This window comes from Aquirufa salirivi (assembly GCF_045310485.1).
GTDB lineage: Bacteria > Bacteroidota > Bacteroidia > Cytophagales > Spirosomataceae > Aquirufa > Aquirufa salirivi.
The window spans coordinates 223,753-249,933 of record NZ_JBEWZH010000006.1 but is presented as its reverse complement, the minus strand read 5'-3'; the positions used below and the strand labels follow the sequence as shown (position 1 = coordinate 249,933).

The 26,181-nt window shown below is 37.1% G+C and carries 29 protein-coding genes; 15 read left to right on the top strand and 14 right to left on the bottom strand.

What is annotated here, in order from left to right; translation table 11 throughout:
- Window positions 1-459 precede the first annotated feature (459 nt).
- The gene (gene pyrF / locus U0R11_RS10080) at window positions 460-1,284 is read right to left on the bottom strand and encodes an orotidine-5'-phosphate decarboxylase (protein ID WP_406751566.1); all 825 of its coding nucleotides are present in this window, start codon (window positions 1,282-1,284) and stop codon (window positions 460-462) included.
- A gap of 113 nt (window positions 1,285-1,397) precedes the next feature.
- Between pyrF and rfbC the strand changes: the two genes are divergently transcribed.
- From rfbC to U0R11_RS10065, 3 genes are read left to right on the top strand one after another with little or no spacing between them, the layout of a single operon-like run.
- Window positions 1,398-1,937 (top strand): dTDP-4-dehydrorhamnose 3,5-epimerase, encoded by a 540-nt coding sequence (rfbC, locus tag U0R11_RS10075; protein WP_406751565.1) that lies wholly within the window; start codon window positions 1,398-1,400, stop codon window positions 1,935-1,937.
- A 34-nt stretch (window positions 1,938-1,971) separates the two neighbouring features.
- On the top strand, window positions 1,972-2,511 hold the full coding sequence (gene pyrR, locus U0R11_RS10070) for a bifunctional pyr operon transcriptional regulator/uracil phosphoribosyltransferase PyrR (protein ID WP_406751564.1): 540 nt from the start codon (window positions 1,972-1,974) through the stop codon (window positions 2,509-2,511).
- Window positions 2,512-2,521: 10 nt separating this feature from the next.
- Entirely contained in the window at window positions 2,522-3,439 is a 918-nt protein-coding gene (locus U0R11_RS10065) for an aspartate carbamoyltransferase catalytic subunit (RefSeq protein ID WP_406751563.1), read from the top strand.
- On the opposite strand, the gene U0R11_RS10060 is transcribed toward U0R11_RS10065, so the two are convergent.
- Window positions 3,413-4,441, bottom strand: coding sequence for a glycosyltransferase family 9 protein (locus U0R11_RS10060; RefSeq protein WP_406751562.1), 1,029 nt, complete (start codon window positions 4,439-4,441; stop codon window positions 3,413-3,415). The genes U0R11_RS10065 and U0R11_RS10060 overlap by 27 nt on opposite strands.
- Window positions 4,442-4,507: 66 nt before the next feature.
- Between U0R11_RS10060 and U0R11_RS10055 the strand changes: the two genes are divergently transcribed.
- The 3 genes from U0R11_RS10055 to mtgA are packed head-to-tail and all read left to right on the top strand — an operon-like array spanning window position 4,508 to window position 7,720.
- Window positions 4,508-5,737: a M16 family metallopeptidase gene (locus U0R11_RS10055; protein ID WP_406751561.1), complete on the top strand. Its 1,230-nt coding sequence runs from the start codon at window positions 4,508-4,510 to the stop codon at window positions 5,735-5,737.
- An 8-nt stretch (window positions 5,738-5,745) separates the two neighbouring features.
- Window positions 5,746-6,870 (top strand): radical SAM family heme chaperone HemW, encoded by a 1,125-nt coding sequence (hemW, locus tag U0R11_RS10050; protein WP_406751560.1) that lies wholly within the window; start codon window positions 5,746-5,748, stop codon window positions 6,868-6,870.
- Between the two features lie 55 nt (window positions 6,871-6,925).
- Complete coding sequence (gene mtgA / locus U0R11_RS10045) at window positions 6,926-7,720, top strand: monofunctional biosynthetic peptidoglycan transglycosylase (RefSeq protein ID WP_166375543.1); 795 nt, start codon at window positions 6,926-6,928, stop codon at window positions 7,718-7,720.
- A gap of 20 nt (window positions 7,721-7,740) precedes the next feature.
- On the opposite strand, the gene U0R11_RS10040 is transcribed toward mtgA, so the two are convergent.
- Both U0R11_RS10040 and U0R11_RS10035 read right to left on the bottom strand, forming a co-directional pair.
- On the bottom strand, window positions 7,741-8,067 hold the full coding sequence (locus tag U0R11_RS10040) for an MGMT family protein (RefSeq protein WP_406751559.1): 327 nt from the start codon (window positions 8,065-8,067) through the stop codon (window positions 7,741-7,743).
- A 60-nt stretch (window positions 8,068-8,127) separates the two neighbouring features.
- On the bottom strand, window positions 8,128-8,700 hold the full coding sequence (locus U0R11_RS10035; protein ID WP_406751558.1) for a DUF3109 family protein: 573 nt from the start codon (window positions 8,698-8,700) through the stop codon (window positions 8,128-8,130).
- A 158-nt stretch (window positions 8,701-8,858) separates the two neighbouring features.
- On the opposite strand from U0R11_RS10035, the gene U0R11_RS10030 reads away from it, so the two are divergent.
- Window positions 8,859-10,460, top strand: a complete 1,602-nt coding sequence (locus U0R11_RS10030) for a LysM peptidoglycan-binding domain-containing protein (protein WP_406751557.1) — start codon at window positions 8,859-8,861, stop codon at window positions 10,458-10,460.
- On the opposite strand, the gene U0R11_RS10025 is transcribed toward U0R11_RS10030, so the two are convergent.
- Together U0R11_RS10025 and U0R11_RS10020 are read right to left on the bottom strand one after the other, a co-directional pair.
- Window positions 10,457-11,098 (bottom strand): O-methyltransferase, encoded by a 642-nt coding sequence (locus tag U0R11_RS10025; RefSeq protein WP_406751556.1) that lies wholly within the window; start codon window positions 11,096-11,098, stop codon window positions 10,457-10,459. The genes U0R11_RS10030 and U0R11_RS10025 overlap by 4 nt on opposite strands.
- 4 nt (window positions 11,099-11,102) lie before the next feature.
- A complete protein-coding gene (locus U0R11_RS10020) occupies window positions 11,103-11,873 on the bottom strand; it encodes a class I SAM-dependent methyltransferase (RefSeq protein WP_406751555.1) in 771 nt (256 codons plus the stop codon).
- Window positions 11,874-11,985: 112 nt separating this feature from the next.
- Between U0R11_RS10020 and U0R11_RS10015 the strand changes: the two genes are divergently transcribed.
- The 4 genes from U0R11_RS10015 to rlmB all read left to right on the top strand — a co-directional run bounded on the left by U0R11_RS10015 (window position 11,986) and on the right by rlmB (window position 14,389).
- Window positions 11,986-12,546: a hypothetical protein gene (locus tag U0R11_RS10015; RefSeq protein ID WP_406751554.1), complete on the top strand. Its 561-nt coding sequence runs from the start codon at window positions 11,986-11,988 to the stop codon at window positions 12,544-12,546.
- The gene (locus U0R11_RS10010) at window positions 12,539-12,838 is read left to right on the top strand and encodes a winged helix-turn-helix domain-containing protein (RefSeq protein ID WP_406751553.1); all 300 of its coding nucleotides are present in this window, start codon (window positions 12,539-12,541) and stop codon (window positions 12,836-12,838) included. Before U0R11_RS10015 ends, U0R11_RS10010 begins: the two co-directional genes overlap by 8 nt.
- Window positions 12,839-12,933: 95 nt before the next feature.
- A complete protein-coding gene (locus tag U0R11_RS10005; protein WP_406751552.1) occupies window positions 12,934-13,527 on the top strand; it encodes an alpha-ketoglutarate-dependent dioxygenase AlkB family protein in 594 nt (197 codons plus the stop codon).
- Window positions 13,528-13,597: 70 nt separating this feature from the next.
- Window positions 13,598-14,389: a 23S rRNA (guanosine(2251)-2'-O)-methyltransferase RlmB gene (rlmB, locus tag U0R11_RS10000; protein WP_406751551.1), complete on the top strand. Its 792-nt coding sequence runs from the start codon at window positions 13,598-13,600 to the stop codon at window positions 14,387-14,389.
- A gap of 5 nt (window positions 14,390-14,394) precedes the next feature.
- On the opposite strand, the gene U0R11_RS09995 is transcribed toward rlmB, so the two are convergent.
- Complete coding sequence (locus tag U0R11_RS09995; RefSeq protein WP_406751550.1) at window positions 14,395-15,141, bottom strand: SDR family NAD(P)-dependent oxidoreductase; 747 nt, start codon at window positions 15,139-15,141, stop codon at window positions 14,395-14,397.
- Window positions 15,142-15,217: 76 nt separating this feature from the next.
- On the opposite strand from U0R11_RS09995, the gene pth reads away from it, so the two are divergent.
- Together pth and U0R11_RS09985 are read left to right on the top strand one after the other, a co-directional pair.
- Complete coding sequence (pth, locus tag U0R11_RS09990; RefSeq protein WP_406751549.1) at window positions 15,218-15,778, top strand: aminoacyl-tRNA hydrolase; 561 nt, start codon at window positions 15,218-15,220, stop codon at window positions 15,776-15,778.
- Between the two features lie 249 nt (window positions 15,779-16,027).
- Entirely contained in the window at window positions 16,028-16,504 is a 477-nt protein-coding gene (locus tag U0R11_RS09985) for a hypothetical protein (protein ID WP_406751548.1), read from the top strand.
- A gap of 238 nt (window positions 16,505-16,742) precedes the next feature.
- Here U0R11_RS09985 and metG read toward each other — a convergent pair whose 3' ends face one another.
- A complete protein-coding gene (metG, locus tag U0R11_RS09980; protein ID WP_406751547.1) occupies window positions 16,743-18,773 on the bottom strand; it encodes a methionine--tRNA ligase in 2,031 nt (676 codons plus the stop codon).
- Window positions 18,774-18,914: 141 nt separating this feature from the next.
- Between metG and rpsU the strand changes: the two genes are divergently transcribed.
- Both rpsU and U0R11_RS09970 read left to right on the top strand, forming a co-directional pair.
- Window positions 18,915-19,109: a 30S ribosomal protein S21 gene (rpsU, locus tag U0R11_RS09975; RefSeq protein WP_109323208.1), complete on the top strand. Its 195-nt coding sequence runs from the start codon at window positions 18,915-18,917 to the stop codon at window positions 19,107-19,109.
- A gap of 36 nt (window positions 19,110-19,145) precedes the next feature.
- Window positions 19,146-20,024, top strand: a complete 879-nt coding sequence (locus U0R11_RS09970) for a tyrosine-type recombinase/integrase (RefSeq protein ID WP_406751546.1) — start codon at window positions 19,146-19,148, stop codon at window positions 20,022-20,024.
- Here U0R11_RS09970 and U0R11_RS09965 read toward each other — a convergent pair.
- The 6 genes from U0R11_RS09965 to U0R11_RS09940 all read right to left on the bottom strand — a co-directional run bounded on the left by U0R11_RS09965 (window position 20,021) and on the right by U0R11_RS09940 (window position 26,170).
- Window positions 20,021-20,956 carry a homoserine kinase gene (locus tag U0R11_RS09965; RefSeq protein WP_406751545.1) on the bottom strand — a complete coding sequence of 312 codons (936 nt, stop codon included), beginning with the start codon at window positions 20,954-20,956 and terminating at the stop codon, window positions 20,021-20,023. The genes U0R11_RS09970 and U0R11_RS09965 overlap by 4 nt on opposite strands.
- Before the next feature lies 1 nt (window position 20,957).
- A complete protein-coding gene (thrA, locus tag U0R11_RS09960; RefSeq protein WP_406751544.1) occupies window positions 20,958-23,420 on the bottom strand; it encodes a bifunctional aspartate kinase/homoserine dehydrogenase I in 2,463 nt (820 codons plus the stop codon).
- Between the two features lie 64 nt (window positions 23,421-23,484).
- Window positions 23,485-23,997, bottom strand: coding sequence for a DUF421 domain-containing protein (locus U0R11_RS09955; RefSeq protein WP_166375560.1), 513 nt, complete (start codon window positions 23,995-23,997; stop codon window positions 23,485-23,487).
- Between the two features lies 1 nt (window position 23,998).
- Complete coding sequence (locus tag U0R11_RS09950; protein ID WP_406751543.1) at window positions 23,999-24,400, bottom strand: ExbD/TolR family protein; 402 nt, start codon at window positions 24,398-24,400, stop codon at window positions 23,999-24,001.
- Window positions 24,401-24,405: 5 nt separating this feature from the next.
- Complete coding sequence (locus U0R11_RS09945; protein ID WP_109323214.1) at window positions 24,406-25,152, bottom strand: MotA/TolQ/ExbB proton channel family protein; 747 nt, start codon at window positions 25,150-25,152, stop codon at window positions 24,406-24,408.
- A 70-nt stretch (window positions 25,153-25,222) separates the two neighbouring features.
- The gene (locus tag U0R11_RS09940; protein WP_406751542.1) at window positions 25,223-26,170 is read right to left on the bottom strand and encodes a Ppx/GppA phosphatase family protein; all 948 of its coding nucleotides are present in this window, start codon (window positions 26,168-26,170) and stop codon (window positions 25,223-25,225) included.
- Window positions 26,171-26,181 lie beyond the last annotated feature (11 nt).

The following is a 26,181-nucleotide window of genomic DNA, read 5'->3' as shown; positions in this document are numbered from 1 at the left end:
ATTCAAAATTTGAAAGAAATGAATATTAAACTTGATACAAATAATTTAATTATCTGTCAATTAAATTATTAACTATATACCATCCGTAATTTATAATTTATGAATAATGGAATGAGAATGCCTGATTTCTCTGGAAAATGGGTTAAAATTCCGTTTAAAATGTAATTCAAAATTTGAAAGAAATGAATATTAAACTTGATACAAATAATTTAATTATCTGTCAATTAAATTATTAACTATATACCATCCGTAATTTATAATTTATGAATAATGGAATGAGAATGCCTGATTTCTGTGGCCAATGAGTTCAATTTCCGTTTAAAATGTAATTCAAAATTTGAAAGAAATGAATATTAAACTTGATACAAATAACTAAATATCTGACGCTTAAATCATTTACTATATACCATTAATAATTTACAATCCGAAATCCATAATTTATAAATTATAACTTATAATTTATTTCCTGTATTCATCCAAATAGCGATCCATTTCTTCTTGAATTTTCTTGGCTTCTCGGGCAGCCGAAACAGATGTATCTTCACCTGCATAAATAATTCCGCGAGAAGAATTAACTAATAATCCTACATGAGCATTCATAGCATATTTAGCCACATCTTCTAAACTCCCACCTTGGGCACCTATCCCTGGCACCAAAAAGAAATTATCCGGAGCTATTTCCCTCACTTTTTGTAAAAAATCAGAGCGAGTAGCACCAATGACAAACATCAAGTGCTCCGGTGAACCCCAAGACATGGCTGTGCGCATAACCCGCTCATAAAGAGGCATATAATCTTCTGATTTAGTCATTTGAAAATCATGACTTCCTATGTTGGATGTTAATGCCAATAGAATCACCCATTTATCTCGATACGTCAAAAAAGGCTCAACAGAGTCTCTTCCCATATAAGGTGCCACGGTGATTGAATCAAAATTTAATCCACTACAGACTGGGTCAAAAAATGTTTGAGCATATTTCAATGCCGTATTTCCGATATCCCCTCGCTTGGCATCAGCAATCGTAAATATATCCTTGGGAATATATTCCATCGTTTTCTGTAAACTCTCCCAACCACGAGGCCCCATGGCCTCATAAAAAGCAATATTAGGTTTATATGCCACGGCATAGCTGTGGGTAGCATCAATGACGGCTTGATTAAATACAAAAATGGGATCCTTCTCGGTTCGAAATTTACGAGGTATCAAATTGAGGTCAGAATCCAAACCAACACATAAAAAAGACCTTTTTTGTTCTATTTGCTTAACTAATTCAGATGAATTCATAGAGATTGGGAAATGACATTGTTTAAATGCCGAAATATGAATAATTTTGGCGCAAATTAAGTTCTTTCCAAGCAATATCAAAAAAAGAGGAAAGCAATCACGATCTCGAATTTATGCAATTTATCAAACACCAGCTCCCAGGAGTTATTGAATGTATCCCAACGAAGTTTTTTGATGCCAGAGGCCATTTTTATGAGTCTTATAACCAAAAATTATTTGCAGCAAATGGCATAGCAGAGGATTTCGTTCAAGATAATTATTCGTTTTCTACTCCCGGTGTACTGCGAGGGCTACATTTTCAAAAAAATCCTCATGGACAAGGTAAATTGGTTCGCTGCATGACAGGAAAAGTGATGGATGTGATTGTGGATTTAAGACATGATTCTCCGACTTTTGGACAACATGAAAAATTTATCCTCGATGCTGATAAAGGGAATATGCTATACGTTCCAGTGGGTTTTGCTCATGGATTTGTTGCCCTAGAAGAAACCATATTTGTTTATAAATGTACTGACTTTTGGAATAAAGAAACAGAATCAGGAATTCGATGGAATGACCCTACCTTAGACATTGATTGGGGGGTAGCACAGCCCATAGTATCTGATAAAGATCAAATATTGCCAGATTTTAATGCCAACGAGCGAATCTTCTAAATTAGATTTGCTGAAAAACATTACCTTTGTACCAATGACTCATAAGCTGATTTTATCAAGCCCATTATTGGAAATAACCATATCTAGGTTATGCCAAGAGCTCATTGAAAATCAAATTCAAGGTATTGAAACTGTCATTTTAGGCCTTCAGCCCAGAGGAATATACTTTGCTGAAAGAATTGCCAAAGAATTAAGTAAGCACTTATCTGAAGCACCACAAATTGGCCAATTAGACGCCACATTCTACCGCGATGATTACCGTAGACGAGATACGGTGGCTCCCAATAGCACGAATATCCCCTTTATCATTGAAAATAAACGGGTTATTTTAATTGATGATGTGTTGGCTACAGGCCGCATGGTTCGAGCAGCCCTTGATGCCATGACAGCCTTTGGAAGACCTGCCAAAGTGGAATTATGTGTCTTAATCGATCGAATTTACAACCGAGATTTACCTATTAATGCTGATTATATCGGGAAAAGTGTCAATACACTGGCTACTGAGAAAGTACTGGTAGAATGGACCGAACAAGGACATGAAGCAGATAAAATTTGGTTAATCACTCATCCATGATGAAATAAATATGTTGAAATCGCCACATTTATTAGGAATAAAAGACCTGGATGCAGAATCCATTGACCTGATAGTAAAAACGGCCAAAGAATTTAAAGAGGTTCTCAACCGACCTATTAAAAAAGTGCCTTCTTTACGCGATGTGACCATTGCCAACGTATTTTTTGAAAACTCGACACGTACTCGCCTTTCCTTCGAACTAGCAGAAAAAAGACTTTCGGCCGATACTATTAATTTCTCAGCCTCAGGAAGTTCAGTCAAAAAAGGAGAAACATTACTTGATACAGTCAACAACATTCTAGCCATGAAAGTGGACATGATTGTCATGCGACATGCTAGCCCAGGTGCTCCACATTATTTATCCAAGCACATTAAAGCGAACATCATCAATGCGGGCGACGGTACGCACGAACACCCTACCCAAGCACTTTTGGATACCTTTTCTCTCAGAGAAAAATTAGGAGATTTAGCCGGTAAAAAAATAGCCATAATAGGTGATATTTTACACTCTCGTGTGGCTCTTTCCAATATTTATGCCTTAAAAAAACAAGGAGCTCAAGTACGACTTTGTGGACCTAGCACCTTGATTCCCAAACATATACAGAGTCTAGGAGTGGAAGTATCTCATGATGTTAAAGACACGCTGGCATGGTGTGATGCCGCCAATGTCTTGAGAATTCAATTAGAACGTCAACAAATCAAATATTTCCCATCACTGAGGGAATATGCCCAATTCTTTGGAATCACTAGAAAAATGCTAGATGAATTACCCAAGGAAATTATCTTGATGCATCCAGGTCCGATCAACCGAGGGGTAGAGTTAAGTTCTGATGCCGCTGATTCACCGCATTCCATCATCTTGGACCAAGTAGAAAATGGCGTGGCTATCCGAATGGCCGTTTTATATCTTTTGGCTTCCCGAGCCTAAAAAATCTTGATAAGCCTGAAACAGGGCCTTTGCCTCAATGCCTTCTCCGCAAGCATAATGCCCCAAAGGGCAGTTCTTTTTTCCATGGTCTCCACATGGCCTACAAGTTAATGCCTCTTTTGTTTCAATAATTCTATTCCAATCAGCTAAGGGCCCAAAGCCAAAAGAAGGAACAGTAGAACAATAAACTGCTACTGTTGGTACATTTTCAGCCGAGCAAATGTGCATGGGTCCTGAATCATTCACAAAGCTCATCTTACTTTGTTGAAATAGATAAGCCGAAGCTAATAATGGATGCTTACCCGTTTCATTCAATATCACTCGATTACTTCCATGAAATGCCTCAGCAATTTGATTGGATAAATCTATTTCTCCAGGTGAGCCCATTAATATGACCACCTGACTTTCAGGCAACAAACGAATAAATTCAATCCATATACGAATGGGTAGTCGTTTCGTCTCCCATACACTTCCTGGAGAAATACAGATATACTCCTTCTTCCGAATTTCTGGGCCTAAGTCGATCTGAGGAGCTTTTAAACAAGGTTTAAAGACCTTCTCCCCTAGCCAAGATTTTACCAGAGCCGTATTTCGTTCCACCTCATGAATCCCCGTTCCCCATTCATGCTTCACTTTCTCCGTAAAAAATAAAGACATGGGGTTTTTATCAAAACCCACAACTCGCTTTGCTCCTAAACTGATGCTCAAAAGACCCATTCCGAAAAATCGCTGAATCACATAAACAGCATCAAAATGAACGAAACTAAGCTCATGTCGAAGTTCTAACCAAGAGGACCATTTTCTGGATTTATCATAAGTCCAGACACGATGCAAATTGGAATATGGATATGCCTTGAATAGACTTTCATTACCTTTTCTAACCAAAATATGGATTTCTGTTTCTGGAGATTCATTCCGTATTTTCTCTAATAAAGCAGTAGCCAGAACAGCATCCCCTAAAAAAGCAGTTTGAATCAAAAGAACTTTAGAATGCTTAAGCATGGAAAAAAATGAATGAAATGGCCATAAATTTAGTTAAATTTGGGACATTTTTATCCAATTATCTACATGAATTCGATTCAAACCCGAACGCTTTCCAATGGCATTATCCTTGTCCACCGACAAGTTGTACATACAGAAATTTCGCATGTAGGCATTATGTTGGATATAGGTAGTCGGGATGAAAATGACTCCGAGCAAGGGCTAGCTCACTTTTGGGAACATATGGCTTTCAAAGGCACTCAAAAAAAGAATAATATCCAGATTATCAATCGTTTGGAAATTATAGGAGGGGAATTAAATGCCTATACCACCAAAGAAAAAATTTGTTTCCATGCTTCTGTTTTAAGTCCCTATTACGAACGAGCCTTAGAACTTTTGGCTGATATTACTTTTCATTCTATCTTCCCGCAAAAAGAATTAGAAAAAGAACGTAGTGTCATTTTGGAGGAAATGTCCATGTATTATGATTCTCCAGAAGATGCCATTCAAGACGATTTTGATGAATTATTGTTCCCCAATCATTCGCTTGGAATGAATATTTTAGGAACGAATGAAACCGTTCAAGGATTTGAACAATCCGATTTGATTCAATTCATAGAAAGAAATATGGATACATCACGCATCGTATTTTCTTCCATTGGTAAATTAGCTCATGAAAAAGTCTTTGCTTGGGCTGAAAAACATTTGGGACATATTCAGGCTAAAAAACAACAAGTAAAACGCCTTCAACCTAGTTTGATGATTCCCGAAAAAAAGGTGGTCAAAAGAGGTGTAACCCAATCTCATGTGGCATTAGGCAGACAATCCTATGCCTTGGCTAATCCCAATCGAATGACATTTTTCACCTTAATCAATTTATTAGGTGGACCAGGAATGAATTCTTTACTGAATGTTTCCGTCAGAGAAAGACATGGATTAGTCTATTCCATTGAAGCTAGCTTCACTTCCTATATTGACTCGGGTTTTTGGGCCATCTATTTTGGCACAGAACCGAATCAAGTTAACAAATCCATCAAATTAATCATGCGGGAGTTTGACAAACTTCAACAAAAAGCGTTGTCAGGACCAGCATTACAAAAAATCAAGTCGCAACTTAAAGGTCAACTTGCCATGGCAGAAGAAGGTAATTTAAACTTCATGCTCATGATGGCTAAAAACTTATTGGATCGAGAAAAAATTGAAAGTTTGGATGAATTATTCCTGCAAATAGACGCGATTACATCCGATAAACTACAAAGCTTAGCTCAAGAGATGTTTGTACCCGATCAGCTTAGTTACTTAATCTTTGAACCCTAAGGAATCCCTTGCACCTATACCTACACATTCCATTTTGTCGACAAGCTTGTCATTATTGTGACTTCCATTTTTCAACGGTACTTTCTCAAAGAGAGGTCATGGTGAATGCGATGGTGCAAGAACTGAAAATTCAAAAAGCGTATTTGACCCATAAAAAACTGACAAGCATTTACCTCGGAGGAGGTACACCTTCCCTATTATCGGAAAAACAATTAAATGTGCTGTTTGACCAAATTAACCTTCTATTTTCCATCGATGCAGATGCCGAAATTACTTTAGAAGCGAATCCAGAGGATTTAACTCAGGAATATATCCAAACGCTAAAAAAAACAGGAATAAACCGCTTAAGCGTAGGAATTCAAACATTTAATAATGAAAGTCTTAGGCATTTACACCGAAACCATGACAGTCAACAATCCACTCGTTCTATAAAATATGCACAAGATTCGGGTGTAGATAATATCAGCGTGGATATCATTTATGGCCTAAAAGAACATACTTTATCTGATACTGAATACGATATCCAACAGGCTATCTCGTTGGAAGTTGACCATATATCTGCTTACAGTTTGACCATTGAGCCAAGAACTGTTTTTGGAAAGCAAAAGGAGAATGGTTTGCTCAAAGAATTACCCGACAATCAAATGGCTGCCCATTTTGAATTAAGTCACCAGCTATTACAATCTGCTGGATTTGAAGCTTATGAAGTATCCAATTTTGCTAAAAACAAACGCTATTCTAGGCATAATTCCAGCTATTGGAACCAAGAAGAATACTTGGGAATAGGCCCATCAGCACATAGTTTCAATGTTCTAAGCCGACAATGGAACGTGGCCAACAATAAGTCGTATATAATGGCCATAGAGCAAGGAAACCCATATTTTGAAGTAGAATACCTAAGTCCAGAAAATCGGATCAATGAATACATCATGACTCGATTAAGAACCATGTGGGGCTTGGATTTGGCGTATTTGAAACAGGCAATGGAACAAATAAACCAAAGCTTGCCGAGTTCGGAAATCCAAGAATGGAAAGAAAAGCAATGGGCTAAAGAAATAAATGGATTTTTAATCTTAACAGAATCAGGAAAATTAATTGCCGATAAATTGAGTAGTGATATTTTTCTAATTTAAACCTGCATTTCAATTAAGATTGTATTTTTGCAATCTATTATACCTCAACATCTCAATGGCAAAAAGAATTGACTTAACGAAAGAAGCGCGTCTAGCCACAAAATCGTCTAAATTCGGAAAAGTTAATTCAAGTTCAAGTGTAAAATCTAGCAGTACCTTCAAAAGGTATCTCAAAAAGTTCGCTTGGTTTGTATTTTATGCTTGGATAGCTTCATTGGTGATGATTCTATTGTTGAAGTTTCTCCCCATTTACTTCACTCCTACCATGGCAAGCCGTAAAATCGATGCAATCATGGAAGGAAAGCCTAGCAAAATTTATTCCAATTGGACATCCTATTCTGAAATTGATAAAAACTGTGCTTTGGCAGTTATTGCATCCGAAGATCAACTTTTCCCAGAACATAAGGGATTTGATTTTGAGGCAATGTGGGGCGCCATGCGCCATAATATGAAGGGAAAACGTATTAAAGGAGCTAGTACCATTTCGCAACAAGTGGCCAAAAATGTCTTTTTATGGCAAGGCAGAAGCTATCTAAGAAAAGGATTAGAGGCCTATTTCACCTTCATGATCGAATTAATCTGGGGCAAACAAAGAATATTAGAAGTCTACCTCAATGTGGCAGAAACGGGTAAAATGACCTTTGGAGTCGAAGCAGCATGCCGTAAATATTATGGACATTCTTCCTCAGAGGTAAGTCGGGCTGAAGCAGCTAGAATTGCCGCAGTATTACCAAATCCCATCCGTTTTTCCATCCAAAACCCTTCTAATTACGTACAGCGGAGAACGAATACAATTCAGCGACAAATGCGGATGCTAGGGGGTAAAAAATTCTTGAGTCAGATTGATTGAAAGCCTACAAGCGATTAATTTTATAACTCGGAACTTGGATCCCAAAAATGCTGTTGGAATCCAATAATTTTATCCTCTTTCACCTGAATTCCCTCCTCTTCCAAAAGTTCTTGCATCCGATTACCCCCAAAGAAATTTTTACCAGTCAATATTCCATTTCTATTAACCACTCGATGTGCGGGTACATTTTCTAATGTATGTGAGGCATTCATGGCCCAACCCACCATTCTTGCCCCTCCTTTCATCCCTAAATAAGCCGCTATAGCCCCATATGAAGTCACTTTCCCTTTGGGGATCAGCTGTACAACTTGATAAATAGCATCAAAGGAATTCAGATTGGTAGCCATTTAAATACGATTCTCTAAACTCGAAAATTAATAATTTATAAATTATAATTTATAATCTAATTACTCTTCTTTTCTCTCCTCAATTTCTTTCTCCAACTCACCATACCATTTCTCTCCAAATTTCCGAATCAAGGGCTCCTTTAAGAATTTATATATGGGCACTCCCAATTGTTTACCATGCGAACAGGCATCTGAACAGATACTCCAACGATCATAATTTAATGCTTGATACTCCGCTAATTTGGCGATACGAATAGGGTATAAATGACAAGAAATAGGTTTTCTAAAGTCGATCTTACCATCAAAATAGGCTTGCTCAATCCCACACTTTAAATACTTTTTATCATCATAAATGGCATATACACATTCTCTTCCTTCAATGACCGGAGTTGAAAAGTCACCATCCTCATCTTTGACCCAAGTACCCACTTGCTGTATAACAGCCTTCCCCTCTTCTGATAAATAAGGAGCAATTTGGTCTTGTATGCTTTCTATAATGGCTAGTTCCTCTTCCTCTAAAGGAGCACCTAAATCCCCTTCCACACAACAAGCTCCTTTGCATTTACTTAAATCACAAACAAAGAACTCATCGGCTACATCCTCACTGATAACGGTATCGTCAATTAAAATCATTTTATGCTATTTTTCACAAAGGTAAAGATATTCCCAAGCTCTTAAAACAAAAGAGCATTTAGCAATAATCTCATTTTAAAACCGTTAAATGAGAATATTTGGTAATTTTACATGAATTAGGCTTTCAAAGCCATCATTGCTTTATTAATCCATCCTCTATGAATCAAAAAAAGCTACTATTTCTTTTTTTGTTTTTGGTAAGTTGCTCTTTTATTACCATTCACGCTGGCAATCGTCCGGATACCTTAAGTTTAGGTAATTTGCGCGTAGCCATTCATCCTTCGGCTAAACCCATTTTAGAAAAAGAATGGGCCATGTTAGGTGCCAACAAAAAATTTGTGGGCATGATGAAAGACAAAATGCGACTTTTTTTTCCATTAATTGAGCCTATTTTGAAAGATGGAAATATACCCGATGATTTCAAATACCTCTGCGTACAAGAGAGCTCTTTAAATCCCAATGCCGTCTCAACGTCTAATGCCGTAGGATATTGGCAGTTTAAATTAGAAACAGCCAAAGATGTAGGATTGAAAGTAAACAAAGAGGTAGACGAAAGGCGACACATCATGGAAGCCACCAAAGGTGCAGTCAATTACTTAACTCGAAATAATACGGTATTAGACAACTGGTTAAGCACCTTATTATCCTATCGTTTAGGCTTAGGAACCCTTAAAAAAATGCCTCTGGCGACTGATTGGCTAGGAAAATCCATCATAGAAGTTGATTCTAGTACCGATTGGTATGTCCTACGATTCCTAGCTTATAAACATTTTTGGGAAACAGAATTACAATTAAATTCTACTGAAAACTTAGCTTTAGAGACACCAAGCATGATTACTTATAAGCCGGTGAAAGGCAAAAGCCTGATCGACTTATCCGATGAATGGAAAGTAAGTTATGATGATTTAAAAAAATATAATTCTTGGGTATTAAAAGATTGGGTACCCGATGACAAGGAATATACCCTGTATCACCCTTCTAATGTATCAATTTTCGAATCTAAAAGTAATGTTAGCTTGGCGGCACAAAGCATGGCATTAACGGCTTCCAATGATACCAATAAATTGTATGTAGAGGCTGAAATCCCTCAAGAAGCTCTTTATCCTAAGAAAAAACATAAGCCCATATTAAGCGATAAAGTAGAAACGCGCTTTCATACCGTGGAATCTGGCGAGAGCTTAAGTTCCATTGCGCGCAAATATGAAATGAAATTGCCTGACTTATTAAAGTTAAATGGCTTAGAAATGAGTGCATTGATAAGTTTAGGACAAAAAATTAAAGTAGCTCGAAAAATACCTATGCTAGAATTAATTGCAGAGCAATTGGATGAAAAAGCAAAAAAAGCCCCTATTAACACTCGTAGCAATGAAGTGAAGGAAAAGTCAGACGAAATTATCCCTGAAGAACCTAAAGTAACGATCAAAAGTACAGGAAGTTCAATTTATATAGACCCAGCCGTTGGTCGAGAAATTACCATTCATTCTGATACTCCCGAAAAAGATAAAAAACCGGATGTCAAAGTGGTTGAAGAAAGAATAAAAAATACAGCTGAAAACACCAAGAATGTACAAGAATCCAAAGCTGTGATCAAAAACCATTCAATCCCCCAAAAGAGTAGCATACACGTAGTGAAAGCTGGAGAAACGCTTTTTAGAATTGCTTCTCTATATGGGATCAGTGTTCAAAAATTATCTGAATGGAATAAATTAGGTAAAAACCCTAAGATACAAGTTGGACAAAAATTAAAAATTCAGCCTTAACCTTTCTTTTTGAGAATCAAAAGTCCATCACGCAAAGGTAAGAGCAGATTCTCTACTCGCTGATCATGTAGACACTTTAGGTTGAAATCCCTAAGTGCTTGGGTTGATTTATCTTTGGCGGATTCATCCACCACTTTTCCACTCCAAAGTACATTATCAACAATAATTAAACCTCCTTTTCTTACCTTATCCACGACAAGGTCAAAATATAAGGCATAATTACGCTTATCTGCATCGATGAAGACCAAATCTATTTCTTCTTGAATGTTCGGAATCTCATCTTTGGCATCTACTATTCGGTAGTCAATTTGAGAACTAAGCGGAGATTGATCAAAAAAAGAGCGTGTAAAACATTCTAATTCTTCATTCACGTCCAGGGTAATTAACTTCCCAGTTGACACTAAACCTTCGGCCAAACAAAGAGCAGAATAACCTGTATACGTCCCAATTTCAAGGATTAATTTGGGTTGAATTAAGGAAGAAATCAATGCCAAAAACCGACCTTGTAAATGCCCAGATAGCATCCTAGGTTGTAAAATTTGGGCATGCGTCTCTCGATCAAGACGTTTTAATAAGTCACTTTCAGGCTCAGAAAATGCCTTGGAGTAAGCATCAATGGCTGGGTCTATGAATTCCATGGTATTATTTTATACCGGTATAAAAGAAATCAAAAGAAGTATCAGGTGTTTGATTTAAGGAATAATCATCAACTTGAATGGAATCCACTAATTGATTATTGGCTTTGGAAACAATCAAACGACTCATTCGATTGGCTATATCATATGGAACTTGTAACCAAGTTCTTGGTAATCGATATTGAAGGTTTAAAATATCAAATTGAGTGATTTTTTGAACCGATTTTTTATTTTCTTCATAATAATCCATCACTTTGGCATTTCCATGTATCCCCTCTGTAATGACCGATGAAAAGTGTTTTTCCATCAATTTTTGAAGTCCATTGGCATCATATTCTCTAACATGCCATGGATTACGCGTTAATGAAAATTTCCTATTGACCGTCGTTAAATACAATTTACCACCTGGCTTTAAAACCCTGGCAGCTTCTTGAAGAAAAAAATCGTCATTTTCGATATGCTCAATCACTTGAAAAGTAACTACAAAATCATAGTGATTGGAGGGTAAATCCTTCAATGGAGGCAAAAACATATCAATGAAGGTAAATGAAGGATAATTTTTACTTAACTCCTGCATCAACTCGGTATTTTTATCTACACCTGTATATTTACTGACTTGTGGAGCTAGGACGCCTACTCCCCTTCCTGTACCACACCCTATTTCCAAAACATCGCCTGAGACTAAATGGCTCACATGTAAATAAGGGAATAAAAGTCGTTGGTGAATCGGATTATCCGAAGCAATCTCAGAAGAGGCAATTTCAGTCGTTTTATACATTTTCGAAAATTTGAATACAAAGGTAGGAATATTCAAATAAATATTTTTTCCTAAATAATTTGGTTTGTATTACAAACTACATTAATATTGCAAACACTATACCACTAAAAACATGTCTGAAACAATACTGAATCCCAATGAGAGCTTAGCCATTATCCAAAAAGTCGTTAACTCCACGCGTCAAGATTACCATGTTCAGCGAAAATTTTACATACTTTGGGGTATTCTCATTGCCGTTGCCAGCTTTTCGCAATTTGCCATTGAAAAAAACATGTTATCCGTCCCGAAGTATTATCCATGGATATTTTTTCCTGGAATTGGACTTATTCTGAGTATCTATTGGGGATATGCTGGAAAGAAAACGTCCTTAAGCTATTACAATCATTTTGTTTTGACGATGTGGTTTACTTTATACATTGCTATGGGTATTTCACTTTTTATTTCCTTATACAATCAGATAAGTCCTTTCCCATTTATACTGCTGTGTGTAGGAATTGGTACTAGTATTTCAGGATTCTTGATGAAAAACCGCTTGTTCATCCTATGTGGATTAATATTTGGAATGGGAGCTATATACTGTTTATTCCTACCATTTCAACAGCAATTACTTCTAAATGGGGCCTGTATGATCATAGGAAATGTCATGCCCAACCTAATTTATTATCATGTTTAATGATTTAGATCCAATATTAAATTCTCCGGTTCGACTAGCCGTTATTTCCATTTTACTAACTGTAAAACATGCTCATTTCAATGATTTATTAAAAGAAACCCAAACCACCCAAGGGAATTTAAGTCATCAACTAAAAAAACTACACGAGGCAGGATATGTACAAATAGAAAAAACCTTTAAAAATAATTACCCATTAACCATCATAAGTATTTCCCAAACAGGGAAGAAAGCATTTGAAGTTTATGTAGAAAATATAAAAAAGTACCTCCATTTAAATGAAAACAATACCTAACCAACCTATAAGCCGCATTAATTGATATATTTCAGGCAAAAATGTAGATCCTGATTCCTTTTAGGAGTCAGGATTTTTTTTTAGTTTAGGTCATCATGCACATAAATCAACAAAAGGATAATTTGCTCCCATTTGATGGAGAATTGTATTCATATGGTAGAATTTATACCGAAGACCAGGCTAATACCTTACTAAATTCCTTCATACAAAGTATCGCGTGGGAACACGATCAAGTACGACTTTTCGGAAAAACCCATATAACTACTCGAAAAGTAGCTTGGTATGGTGATCTTGGAAGAAGTTATCAGTATTCAGGAAGTGTAAAACAAGCACATGCTTGGACTCCACTCCTATCGGAAATCAAATCTCAGGTGGAGGAAATTTGTCAAGCCAAATACAATGCATGTCTACTCAATTTATATCATGATGGAAATGAGGGCATGGGATGGCACGCAGATAATGAAAAATCCATTGTCGCTCATTCCAGCATAGCCTCCTTGAGCCTTGGTTGCCAAAGGAGATTTGATCTTAAACATACAACAAGCGGCAAAAAAATAAGCATAGAATTAGAAAATGGGCAATTAATTAATATGCAGGGAAGTATTCAAGAGCATTGGAAACATGCTTTAGCCAAATCAAAAAAGATTAAGGAACTGCGTATAAACCTTACTTTTCGGTTGATGATTTAGCCCTAAATAAGGATTTTAAAGAAAAATGAAAAAAAATCCCGACCTTTGCACTACATTTTAGCTATCCAACGTGTCATTCGAACAAGATCCCAAGCCATATAAGAAGCCATTTAGGCATTTTACTACCCCAAAAACAGATAATAAAGAATTTGTATTTGGTATTCAATCCGTTTTAGAAACACTTCGTGCTGGAAAAGAAATTGACCGCTTACTCGTGCAAAGGGAATTGGGAAGTATTGAAATTTTGGAATTAGCCAAAGAAAAAGGTATTCAGGTTCAAAAAGTACCCATTGAAAAGCTAAATCGCATTACACGTAAAAATCACCAAGGTGCTATTGCTTTCGTCTCTGCCATACATTACGCCAAAATTGATAACATCATTGCTGACACTTTTGAGAAAGGACAAACACCCCTAATTCTGATTTTAGATCGAATTACTGATGTAAGAAATTTTGGAGCTATTGCGCGTACTGCTGAATGTGCTGGCGTTCATGCCATCGTAATTCCTTCTCGAGGAGCTGCTCAAATCAATGCAGATGCCATGAAAACCTCTTCGGGTGCATTAAATTTTTTACCGGTTTGCCGAGAAGAAAACCTAATCAGCACCATCGAATACCTACAAAATGCTGGCCTTAAAGTGATTGCATGTACAGAAAAAACGAAGGATTCTGTTTACGTCAAAGACTTTAAAGAACCTACAGCCATCGTGCTAGGTTCTGAAGAAGATGGTATTTCTGATGAAATTATTCGAAAAGCAGATGAATTAGCCGCCATTCCACAAACCGGACAAGTAGGTTCTTTAAACGTATCCGTAGCCGCAGGTGTCATCATCTACGAAGCTCTTCGTCAAAGACTTAACTAATTTCACTACACCTTTTTAATTTGTGTAGCCGACGCCTGTGCGCTAGGTAAAATAGTCACGTCTGCTAAATTCACATGAGCAGGACAAGAGACCATATAGGCGATTAAACTGGCAATATCAGCTGCATCCAATGGCGTGAAGCCTTGATAAACCGATTCAGCCCTTGGTAAATCACCTTTAAAGCGAACCGCTGAAAATTCCGTATTAACAGCTCCTGGAGCTATATTGGACACTTTAATATTAAAAGGGTTTAAGTCAATACGCATTCCTTGCGATAATGCCTCTACCGCTGCTTTGGAAGCGCAATACACATTCCCATTGGCATAAGTTTGTTTTCCTGCTATCGATGAAATATTAATGATATGTCCTTGTTCTCGACGAATCATTTCAGGCATCACCATTTTTGATACATACAATAGACCATTAACATTGCCATGTAACATGGCATCCCAATCTGCTAATGAGCCTTCTTGAATCGGAGAAAGCCCATGTGCATTTCCTGCATTATTAATCAATAAATCGATATTTTTCCATTCTGTTGGCAAACATTGGAAGGCTTGCTCTACTTCGCTCCAATTTCGAACATCAAAAGTTAAGATATAACTAGGTAAAAATATGGATTGCTGTAATGCTTCTAATCGTTCACGACGTCTTCCACATAGAATTAATTGATAACCTAAATCAGCCAATGCCTTAGATGTAGCAAAACCAATTCCAGAACTGGCACCTGTAATACAAGCAATTTTATTCATGTCAAATTTTTCTACTAAGTTAAGCTCAAAGCTGTCTTCTAAAAAATTTGCATGTACTTTTGTCAAAAATTGAATTATGAATTATCTGATTGTAGGATTAGGCAACATTGGTCCAGAATATTTATTTACCCGCCACAATATTGGATTTATGGCTTTAGATTATTTAGCTAAACTCAAAGAGCTAAAATTTTCACCGGATAGATACGCCAGCCAATGTTCCTACAAACTAAAAGGACATCAAATCTACCTCATCAAACCCAATACCTACATGAATTTAAGTGGTAAAGCGGTGAATTATTGGATGCAACATCTTAAAGTACCTAAAGAAAATATGTTAATCCTCGTAGATGACCTAGCCCTACCTTTTGAAACACTACGTTTAAAACCCAAAGGATCCAGCGGTGGACATAATGGTTTAAAAAGTATTGAAGCTAGTCTTCTGAGTAGTGAATATCCACGCTTACGGATGGGGATTGGTGACAATTTCCCAAAAGGTAGACAAGCCGAATATGTACTAAGTAACTTTTCCGAAGAAGAATTAGGACTTATTCCAGAGGTACTAGAGAGGTCTATTCCCTTCATGGAAACATTTTGCTTAGAAGGTATCCAACAAACAATGAATAAATACAATCAGTAATTGTACTTTTTAAATAATTTTTGAATTATTCCTAAATTTTTAAATTAGAATTATCAAAATGTATCAAGAAGTATTGCCAAATTATATTTTGAAATAATACATAAAACTTTATATAAATTCTGTTTTAGTATTGAAATAACAAATTTTAAGAATTTTTGAAACACAAATTGTCTAAATTCAAGTTTTGCTATATCGAAAAAATACAATAATTTTGTATTGTTGATTTAGGAAATAAATATAACAAAACTTATGAAAAAGAATTTATTAGTGATTAGCTGTTTAGTGGGACTAAGCCTAATCGGAGCGGAAACAAAAGCAAGCGGTACAACTCGTAACAACGAAACGTCGACAAGTAATTTGTCTATCAAGAAGGAAACTTTATCTGAAGTTATTCAGAATTTTATAAAGAAAGATCACAAAGCAACTAAGCCATCTGCGGCTAGCCTAACTATCTCTATATTAGAAGATTATCAAAACGGCAAGGCAGAATACTTACTTGTAAACAAACAAGATAAAATCACGTTTAACCAAACTATCCAGACAATTTCACGCCAAGCGCAAAATTTCTCTGATGAAAAATCGTTAAACTGGATGAAAGAAATTAACAAATCGGCGAAAGCCATCAATACGATCTGGGCTATTTTAGGTCAAGAACCAGTAATCGAATCAAAATTAGATTTTGAATTTGAACAAAGTCCAGAATTGATTGTTGTATTTAAAAATTAGATTGTAAGTAGTTTTCATAGTTAAATAGGTTTAGAGGTAATAAAAAAAGGTGTTGTTCATAACGACACCTTTTTTATTTAATCTAAATGATACAATAATTTTTTTTGCATTAATCTTATATTATTCTAAGAAATCATATATATTTGTATAAATTTTCATAGTTAAATAGGTTTAGAGGTTAAATAAATAAGGCCAGAAGCTTCTTCTGACCTTATTTTTATGCCCTTAAAGTCCATTTTTAACTCACAGAAGCCCCATTCCAAATTCCCGAATCTGGCTGAATAAAGGACAATTTTCCATCTTGTCCTTCAGCCATTAAAATCATTCCTTCACTTTCTAAACCCATCATTTTTCGTGGAGCTAGATTCGCTAAGAAAGTAACTTTTCTTCCAATTACCTCTTCCACTTGAAAATGCTCCGCTATTCCGCTTAAAATGGTACGTTGTCTAATTCCATCATCAACCGATAATTTCAGCAACTTCTTGCTCTTTTCCATTTTTTCAGCTGCAATCACCTGACCAATACGAATATCCATCTTCGCAAAACTTTCGAAATCAATGGTTTCCTTGATTGGATTTGGCTGTTTAGACAGCAATAACATCTGTTGCTTGGTTTGATTCAATTTGTCCACCTGCTTTTGAATGACATCATCTTCCAATTTCTCAAACAATAAACCTGGGTTTTTCAATACTGTACCTACAGGAACACTGTCAAAATCACCCAAAAGCGACCAATCTGCCTTCTCTATCCCCAAGGCATCTCTTAATTTTTGCGTTGTAAATGGTAAGAAAGGTTCTAAAGCTAAACTGACATGAGACACTAATTGAATCGCATAATTCAATACATGTCCCGCTTTCTCAGGATTTTCTTTCATCAGCTTCCAGGGTTCAGCTTCTGCCAGGTACTTATTACCCAATCGAGCTACCTCCATAGCATAGACCAAAGCATCTCTAAATTTATACCCTTCCAAAGCCGCAGCCAATTTGTCTGGAATCTCACTTAATGCTTGCTTTAAATCTTTTTCCAGTACAGAATCCTCTAATTTAGCAGGAACCTTGGATTCAAAATTCTTATCCAATAATACAAAAACCCGATTGACAAAATTGCCCAAAATGGCAACTAATTCAGAATTGTTCTTTGTCTGAAAATCTGCCCAAGTAAAATCCGCATCCTTGGTCTCAGGACTAGAGGCAGTTAATGCATAGCGTAATACATCCTGTTTCCCTGGGAATTCTTTCAAATATTCATGCAACCAAACCGCCCAATTCCTTGAAGTAGATATTTTATCACCTTCTAAATTCATGAATTCATTCGCAGGAACCTGATCGGCTAATTGATATTCTCCATGAGCCATACACATGGCAGGAAAAATCAAACAATGAAATACAATATTATCTTTTCCAATAAAATGTACAATTCGGCTATCCTTGTCTTTCCAATATTTCTCCCAATCAGGTCTTAATTGACTCGTCATAGAAATATATCCAATAGGTGCATCAAACCACACATACAGCACCTTTCCCTCATTTCCTTCAATGGGCACTGGAACACCCCAAGATAAATCACGGGTCATAGCGCGCGGCTTTAATCCATCATTTAACCAAGATTTAACTTGTCCCGATACATTAGGCTTCCATTCAGGATGAGAAGCTACATATTTCTCCAGTTCAGGTTGCCAAGTGTCCAAGGGTAAAAACCAGTTTTTCGTTGGCCGCAAGGAAGGCGCAGATCCACTCAAGGTAGATTTTGGATTGATTAGCTCATTGGGCGACAAAGTAGATCCACATTTTTCGCATTGATCTCCATAAGCTCCAGGCTGGTGGCAACTTGGACACTCTCCTACAATGTAGCGATCTGCTAAAAATTGACCCGCTTCTTCATCGTAATACTGTTCCGTCACCTCCTCTATAAACTTCCCTTCTTGGTATAACTTCAAAAAGAAATCTTGAGAGATTTTGTGGTGAACTGGATCTGAAGTTCTACCGTAGATATCAAATGAAATACCAAAATCTTCAAATGATTGCTTAATTTCTTTATAAAAATAATCCACCACTTCCTGTGGTGTTTTCCCCTCTTTTTGAGCCTTAATGGTGATAGGAACGCCATGTTCATCCGTTCCAGAAACAAAAATGACGTCTTTGTTTTGAAGACGTAAAAAACGAACATAGATATCTGCAGGTAAATAACAACCAGCCAAATGACCAATATGAATAGGCCCGTTGGCATAAATTAATGCTGCAGTAACAGTAGTCCGTTTAAATTCTGACATATCTCTAATTAAAATGAAATACAAATTTAGCTAAAAAACAGCATTTTGAACTCGAATAAATCTCTTAAAATCTTGAATTTAGGTTTGCATGTAAAAAAACTAAGAGTTATATTTGCGGACATTTTAAAAATCATTACGTACATGTTAATAATTTCAATCAAAGAAAACGAGTCAATAGACAAAGCATTAAAGCGATTCAAAAAGAAGTTCGAGAAGACAGGTGTAGTTAAAGAATTGCGTAGAAGATCTGCTTTCGAAAAACCATCTATCGCTCGCCGTACTGAATTGATTCGTGCGTCTTACAAGCAAAAAACTTACGGGAATATCAATAACTAATTCCCCTAATTTCCAATAATTGACTACTTTCGAGTGATGAATTCGGACGTAGTCAATTTTTTTTTAGAGCATTTATCGGTGGAGCGGCGATGCAGTCCGCACACGATTATCTCCTATGCGACTGATTTAAAACAGTTTAGCCTCTTTCTTGAAGAGCAGCATCAATTCCTTCCTTTGACCGAAGTATCGTCCAGTCAAATCCGACTTTGGTTAGTTCATTTGTCTGAAAATTCCCTAGAAAATCGTAGTATAAATCGAAAATTAGCGAGTCTACGTACCTTTTATAAATTTCTACTGCAAAAAGGTCGTATCCAAGAAAACCCCCTTTTATCCATTCGAACCATTAAAACTAGGAAAAAACTTCCTCAGTTTCTACGCGAAAGTGAAATGGCTGAAATCCCTAAAATTGATGATACAAATCAAGACTTCGGAACCATCAGAGATCAATTGATTTTATACTTATTGTATGGGACAGGTATGCGTTTGGCAGAACTTATTTCCCTTCAAAAAAGCCATATTAATCTACCTCAAGCGACATTACGTGTTTTGGGGAAAAGAAATAAAGAAAGAATTATCCCTATTCCTGCATTTCTTTTACAACTCATTCAGCGATATTTGACCGTTTGTCCCTTTGAAAGTTTGTATTTTATTGTCGACAATAAAGGGAAGCCAGTATATCCCATGATGGTACAAAGGCTAGTCAAAAAACAATTAGGCGAGATTAGCACCTTAGAGAAACTTTCTCCCCATGTGCTACGACATACCTATGCTACCCATTTATTGAACAATGGAGCTGATTTAAATGCGATTAAGGAGCTACTTGGACATGCTAACTTAGCGGCAACCCAGGTCTACACCCATAATTCCATGGAAAAAATAAAGGAAATTTATTCTCAAGCTCACCCCAAAGCCTAATTAGGCAATATCATGGGGCCTTGTTGGTTAATCGGAGAGACGAATATATCCGAACCAATGCCTACTAGAGCAAACTGATCCCGCATAGCTTCTGCTACTTGCTTTGCTACTTCTTCTCCTTTTGATAAGGCAAACAAAGAAGGACCAGAACCCGAAATGGAACAACCCAAGGCCCCTGCTTGTAAAGCAGCCGCTTTCACCTCAGCAAATTGAGGAATTAAAATAGCCCGAGAAGGTTCAATAATGACATCCACGAGGGAACGACCAATCAAGGCGTAATCAGGAAGCATTAATCCTGCAACCAAACCAGCGACATTTCCCATTTGTGTTATAGTGGTCGACAAAGAAATCTCTTTATCTAAAATACCTCGCGCATCTTTGGTATTGACTTCAATGTGCGGATGCACAATACTGGCATATAAATCAGAGGGTGTCGCAATTTGAATAATATCCAATGGATCGTAACTTCGAATGATGATGAATCCACCCAATAAACTAGGTCCAACATTGTCAGCATGAGCAGAACCACAAGCTACACGTTCTCCTTCCATAGCGAATGGAAGTAATTCTTTCTGGGTCAAAGGCTTAGCCATCAATTCATTGGCGGCAAAAACTCCTGCCACGGCCGAAGCAGCCGAAGATCCCAATCCCGAACCTAATGGCATGTCTTTGTGCAAGGATAAATTAAATCCTTGATCTTCACGGCCGATATGCGCCAAGTATTTTTGTATGGCTATGCCAGCGGTATTTTTTTCAACTTCCCTTGGCAAACGACCATCATCACCCGTTATTTCAATGATGCTAATTCCAGGTTCAGCTCTTTTCTCTAAGACAATTTCATCTCCAGGTCGATTGACCGCAAATCCGAAAATATCAAATCCACAAGCGACATTGGCAACTGTTGCAGGGGCATAAACACGTATCTTTTCCATATTATGCTAAATAGCTACCCATTGAAACAATATCGGCAAATACACCAGAAGCTGTCACCTCAGCACCTGCCCCTGGTCCTTTAATTACTAATGGGCGATCGTGGTATCGTTTGGTGGTAAAAGCAATAACATTATCAGCTCCATCCATTTGATAGAAAGGGTGTTGTGCATCGATTTCACGCAAACCAATCGTGATTTTTTGATTTTCTAAAGCTGCTATATAACGTAAAACATGACCTCTTTCAGATGCTGAGGCGACCATTTTTTCAAAATAATCGTTAGCCTTTTCTAATTCCAAAAAGAAATCATCGACCGTAGCAGCATGTTCACAAGCTGAAGGAATAATTTTTTCTATGGTGATATCTGTAAACTCCAGTTTGAGACCAATTTCACGACTTAAAATCAAAATTTTCCGAGCTACATCCATACCGCTCAAATCTTCTCTAGGATCAGGTTCGGTATATCCTTTAGCCTTGGCTTCCCTCAACACTTCTGCAAATGAGCGCCCGGGTTTAAATTGATTGAAGATATAGGATAAAGTACCTGATAAAATACCCTCAATTTTTTCAAATCGATCACCTGAGGCAATTAATCCTTGTAAGGTATTAATAACAGGCAAACCTGCTCCTACATTGGTTTCGTATAAAAATTTGACTCCTTTTTCTAAAGCTGTTTGGTGTAACTCCGCATACAAAGGATAAGGGCCAGAATTGGCCACTTTATTGGGAGTTACAACGGAAATATTCGACTTAAATAATCCTAAATAATGGGAATAAATTTGTTTATCTGCAGTACAATCCGCAAAAATGGAATTTGGTAAATTAAGGGCTTTTATTTTTTCAATAAAGGCAGGCAAATCTTGAGATTTCCCCTGTTGTGCCAATTGATCTAAGGCCGATTTTACATCAATTCCTTTTTCTTGAATGAGCTGTTGTCTTGAATTAGCAATACCCACCAATTTGACTTTCAGTCCACGATATTTGGCCAAATAGCGTTCTTGTCCAGCTAATTGATCCAATAGAGTCTTACCAATTAATCCCGTGCCCACTAAAAACAAATGCAATGTTTTTAACTTCGAAAAGAAGAAGGTTTCATGGATGACATTCAGAGCTTTGGATAAATCCTTCTGCTCAATGACTACGGATATATTTAATTCGGAAGAACCTTGGGCGGTTGCCACAATGTTAATCCCGTTTTTACCTAAAACAGAAAACAATTTACCACTTACACCTGTGTGCTTGCGCATACCCTCTCCTACCACGGCTATAACGGACAAATTGGATTGAATATCAATGCCCTCAATATCACCGATTAGCATCTCTTGTGCGAATTCTGCTTCCAAAATTTCTCTCACTCGAACCGCATTTTGCGGTTCTATGGCAAAACAAATCGAGTGTTCGGAAGAAGCCTGAGAAATTAATATGACTGATATTTTTTCTCGAGCTAACACAGTAAATAATTTAGCCGAAACCCCAGCTACGCCTATCATTCCTGATCCTTGTAAATTAACTAGGGCCAAGGAATCAATGGAACTAATACCCGTAATAATGTATGGATTGGGTTTTTGTTCCTTACTAACAACTGTCCCTTTAAAGTTCAAGTTAAAGGTATTCAACACTCGAATGGGGATATTTTTTGCGAAAGCTGGCTGTAAAGAAGGTGGGTATATCACTTTGGCACCAAAGTGTGTCAATTCCATGGCTTCCGCATAACTGATGGAAGGAATGGTAAAGGCATTAGTCACTTTACGTGGATCGGCAGTCATCATACCATCTACGTCCGTCCAAATTTCAATTTCTTTAACGCCTAAAGCAGCCCCAATGACCGAAGCGGTATAATCTGAGCCCCCACGACCGAGTGTCGTTGTTTCTCCAAGAGCATTCGAACCAATAAATCCTGTGATCAAACAGATTTCCTGAGCATGTTGCTCAAAAAAAGCTTGAATCAAGGTATTGGTTTGAGCAAAGTCAACCTCTGATTTCCCAAAGGTATCATTGGTTTTTATGAACTGACGAGCATCAACAAAGAAAACAGGCAAGCCTTTTTCTTTTAAGATGGCCGTAATCAAAGAGGTGGATAATCGCTCCCCAAAACTGACCAATAAATCCGAGGTTTTTGGGGAATTTTCTTTGACTAAAGCAATACCCTTTAATACGTCCCTTAATTCATTCACTAGGGTACGAATTTGGGCTATAACTTGGGATTGTCCTTTTAAGGGAATGAAGTGCTTAATGACTTCGAAATGCCTTGTTTCGATGGATTCAATCAATGGCAAATAAGGTTCTTTACCTTGTGATGCTAATTTACCTGCCTCCAACAACGAGTTGGTAACTCCGCTCATTGCGGAAAATACCACGGCAAACTGTTTTGATGATTTCCAATTGGATTCAATGACGGATAAGACGGATTGGATACTCTCGACGCTTCCACAACTGGTCCCTCCGAATTTTAAAATTTTTTCCATTAATAAAGAAGAGAAAATGATACTTGCCTCTACAAACAGGCAAGAATTCGACAAATATACGAGATTAGGCGGTATTTTTTCCTATAATTCGATGACCTCCATGGCGTCTTTTCGATATTTTTTGATAGTTTTCGGAAAGAACGGATATATTTCCATCTACTTCAAAAACAGCCAGATTCACATCTTCCATTTTTTCTACGCCGTGCTCTCGAATAGCCGCCTCTAATTCTTCCTTCGTTAAGTTAGCTTCTTTCAATCCAGCAGTTTTTAATGCACCTTGATAAATCAGCAAAATAGGTTCACCATCGATCACTTTGGAAAATATTTTGTTGGAAATCATGACCTTTTTTAAGGTAAAATTCATGATAAATAAAGCCAAAGCAGCTACCAAACCACCTATCAAAGTAGTGTCGTTTCCAACCATAGCAGTTTGAACAGAATTAGATATTAGTAAGATAAAAACGACATCCACCACGGATAATTGGGCAAATTCTCGCTTTCCAAAAAGACGAATAGCCGCCACGATGAATACGTAGACGGCTATTGATTTTAGGGCAATAAGGATATAGCCCTCCATGTTATTTTTTCTTTTCTGCTGCCATCACCATAGATAGGTTCAATTTGGCAGCTAAATCATATACGTTCGTCAATTCCTGAACCGTTTGATTGCGATCCATGCGTACAATTAAAGTAGCTGCTTTCTTGGCGGATACTGCTTGCGTCAACGCTGTTTCTAAATTGGCAAAATCAACCGGATTGTCATCGATGAAGTAATTCCTATTCTCATCAACAGTTAAGCGAACCACCTCATTAGCAGGAGTTGGCGCTGGTTTAGCTGTTTCAGGAAGCAGAAGCTTAATAGCATCTGGTGAAGCTAAGGTGGAAATCATCAAGAAGAACATGAGCAAGAAGAATAAAATATCTGCTAATGCTCCTGTTTCAACTTCCGAGGCTTCTCTATTTCGTTTTCTAAAATTCATACCTATTAAACTTTATTAGCTGGTTTATGTAGGATATCTAAGAAATCAATTGCCGTAATTTCCATTTTATTGATTGTACGATCAATCATGGTCATTAATAAGGTATATAATACATAGGCGATGATACCGACAATTAATCCTGAAGCAGAGGTCACCATTTTCTCATAAATACCTCCTGCGATGGTTGAAATATCAATTTTATTAGAAATAGAAATGTTATGAAAGGTACGAATCATACCCGTGACTGTACCTAAGAATCCAAACATAGGAGCTATACGCGCAATAGCGCTCAAGATTCCTAAATTCTTTTCCATGTTATAAATTTCCACTTTGGCTTTATTTTCAATGGCTGTCTCTATATCGCGAATAGGAGAACCTAGTCGGCTTAATCCTTTCTCTAATAATTTAGCAATAGGATATTGAGAAGTTTTACAATAGGTAATGGCCCCTTGAACATTCCCATTCACGAGCATATCGTTAATCGTATGCAAGAAATTCTCATCCAACTTGGCTGTTTTACGAATGTATAAATACCGCTCAATAAACAAGAAAACTGCTCCTGCAAATAAGAATCCGATGGGATACATCACATATCCTCCTTTTCCTAAAAGATCTAGTACAGAGAACTCTTCCACTACTTTGGTAGCTTGTTGAACCGGCTGGGCATTGACTATGGAATCGGAAACTGCAGCGGACACTGAATCGAGAGTCGAACCTGCTTGAAGTAGAATGGAAGCTAGCGATAAAGCCATAAAAGATAAGTCTTAAATAAGGTTTACAATTGTTTACAAGTTTACGATTTTTTTTTCAAAATCTCTAGTTCTATTTATCCGCCTGAGATTGCATAAAAAACCAATATCCTTCTTTTAGGCTAAACGTAGAAATCCACATTTCAGGTATATGGTATCGGTCTAAAACTTGAGAAATTAAGGCATTGGCATAGGGCAAGATACTAGCCCTGAACATTTTCATACCGGGTAGTTTGACTCTTTCTTCATAGGATATTTGATCAATGAGGTCTTTATTCTTTTGAAATTGATTGATTGACAAGGGGCAAGAACTAGAGATGGACATCTTCTTCTCCATTTGAGCCAATTCTAAGTCAAGCAGGGTTTCAAACGCTCCAGCAGCGCCAATCAAAACTTGAGGCTTATTATTTTGACATAATTGATCTAAAGGCTCCAAAGCTTGCTGAATGAAACTTAATAGGGAACTATCGAGACTTTGATCATACTCTCCGTGGACATGAAATAAGGATTGTAATTGTAGTCCACCTATTTCGAGACTCATTTTCCCCAGCACCTGATTTTCTTGAAATAAAATAAATTCCACACTTCCTCCACCAATATCCATGACTAAGCTTGTGGCATGCCAAGGTTTAGGTAAAGACGACTGAATTCCTTGATAGATTAATTCAGCCTCTCTAATCCCGGAAATGATCTCTACCTGAATCCCCAATTGGCTTTGTACTCTTGCTACGAATTCAGGCGTATTTTTAGCCCTTCTTAAAATACTGGTACCTAAAGCAATCACCTGATTTCCTGAACATTGATATGATAGTGCTATTTGTTTGAATTCCTTCAATGCTTCAAAGGCTCTTCCCATCGCATCATCTTGCAATAGGTTGGAATCCATGGCACCTTTACCCAAAGAAACTGGCCTTTGTTCATGGGCTAAAATTTCCATTTCGCCATTGGATACATGCTTTTGTGCAATCAATAATTGGAAGGTATTTGTACCTAAGTCGATAATTGCACAAGGCTTCATCATTATTTCTATTT